This window comes from Frankia sp. AiPa1 (assembly GCF_023243075.1).
Taxonomy (GTDB): domain Bacteria; phylum Actinomycetota; class Actinomycetes; order Frankiales; family Frankiaceae; genus Frankia.
Genome location: NZ_JALKFZ020000008.1, coordinates 1 through 1,567, shown reverse-complemented (window position 1 = coordinate 1,567; position 1,567 = coordinate 1). Strand labels below are relative to the sequence as shown.

The following is a 1,567-nucleotide window of genomic DNA, read 5'->3' as shown; positions in this document are numbered from 1 at the left end:
GGGTAACTGGTCAGGTCTCGTAGATCGTTTGTTTTTCGTTTCCCGGCTGGTTGGGACGTTGTGATGGCCAGGCTGTCCCGGAGCGTTGGCGTGATGTGGTTGATCGGGTCGTAGGGTCCGGGTGTGTCCGATGATCCGCCCGTGCCGCTGGTGCCGTCGTATGACGAGCTCGCGGCGCTGGTGGTGAGCCTGCGGGCGGATCTCGCGCGGGCGCTGGAACGCATCGCGGAGCTGGAAGCCCAGATCGGCAAGACGTCGCGGACCTCCTCGAAGCCACCAAGTTCCGACGGGTTGGCCAAACCGGCCCCGAAGTCGCTGCGGACGAAGACCGGCCGGCGCCCTGGCGGGCAGGACGGCCATCCCGGATCGACGCTGCGGATGGTCGACGATCCTGACGAGCGTGTCGCGCACGAGCCGGGGCCGTGCTCGGGGTGCGGGACGTCGCTGGCCGACCGGCCGGTGACCCGCACCGAACGCCGGCAGGTGTTCGACCTGCCCGACCTGCGCCCGCGGGTGACCGAGCATCAGCTCCTGGAGCGGGAATGCGGCTGCGGGAGACGCACGAAGGCGACCCCACCGGTCGGGGTGGACGCCCCGGTGCAGTACGGGCCGCGGGTGACCGCGGCGGCGGTCTACCTGTACTGCGGCCAGTTCCTGTCGAAGGACCGGACCGCGACCGCGCTCGCCGAGCTGGTCGGGATCCCCCTGTCCGCGGGCACGGTCGCGGCGATGGCCGCCCGCGCCGCCACTGATCTGGCCGGTTTCCTGACCGCGGTCCGTGACCTGATCGCCGGCGCCGCCGTGGTCGGCGCGGACGAGACCGGGCTACGGGTCGCCGGCAGGCTGCACTGGGTGCACTGCGCCCGCACCGGGAAGTACACCCTCCTCGACTGCCATCCAAAGCGTGGGACCGCCGGGATCGACGCCCTCGGGGTGCTGACCGGCTTCGAGGGGGTCGTGGTCCACGACGCCTGGGCGCCGTATGACACCTACACGTCCGCCACCCACCAGCTGTGTGTCGCCCACGTACTGCGTGAGCTGCAGGCCGTCAGCGACGCCGCCCCGGCCGACACCTGGTGCTGGGCCACCCAGGCCGCCGACGCCCTCGTCACCCTGCACCGACTCACCGTCGACGCCACCACCACCGGCACCGCGGTCGAGGCGACTGACCTCACGACCCACACCCGGCTGCTGCGCCACGCCGCCCACATCGGGATCAGCCAGACCTCCCCGCGCGGCACGAAACTCATGGCCGCCCGCCACGCCCTTGCCTGCCGCCTCATCGACCGCGAAACCGACTACCTGCGGTTCACCCGTGACCCGCGGGTCCCCGCGGACAACAACGGCTGCGAACGCGACATCCGCATGATCAAACTGCGGCAGAAAGTATCCGGCTGCCTACGCAGCCTCACCGGCGCCCGCCAGTTCTGCGCGATCCGAAGCTACCTGTCCACCACCACCAAACACGGCATCGGCCAGTTCCCCGCCCTCGTCCAACTCGCCGAGGGCCGCCCCTGGATGCCCGCAACCAGCTAACCAAAGATCAAGCCGGCACCTGACCAGTTAC

1 protein-coding gene is annotated in these 1,567 nt (G+C 70.5%); it reads left to right on the top strand.

Annotated features, from left to right (window positions below; all coding sequences use genetic code 11):
- Window positions 1–123: 123 nt before the first annotated feature.
- A complete protein-coding gene (gene tnpC / locus MXD95_RS04000) occupies window positions 124–1,536 on the top strand; it encodes an IS66 family transposase (protein WP_250639156.1) in 1,413 nt (470 codons plus the stop codon).
- Window positions 1,537–1,567 lie beyond the last annotated feature (31 nt).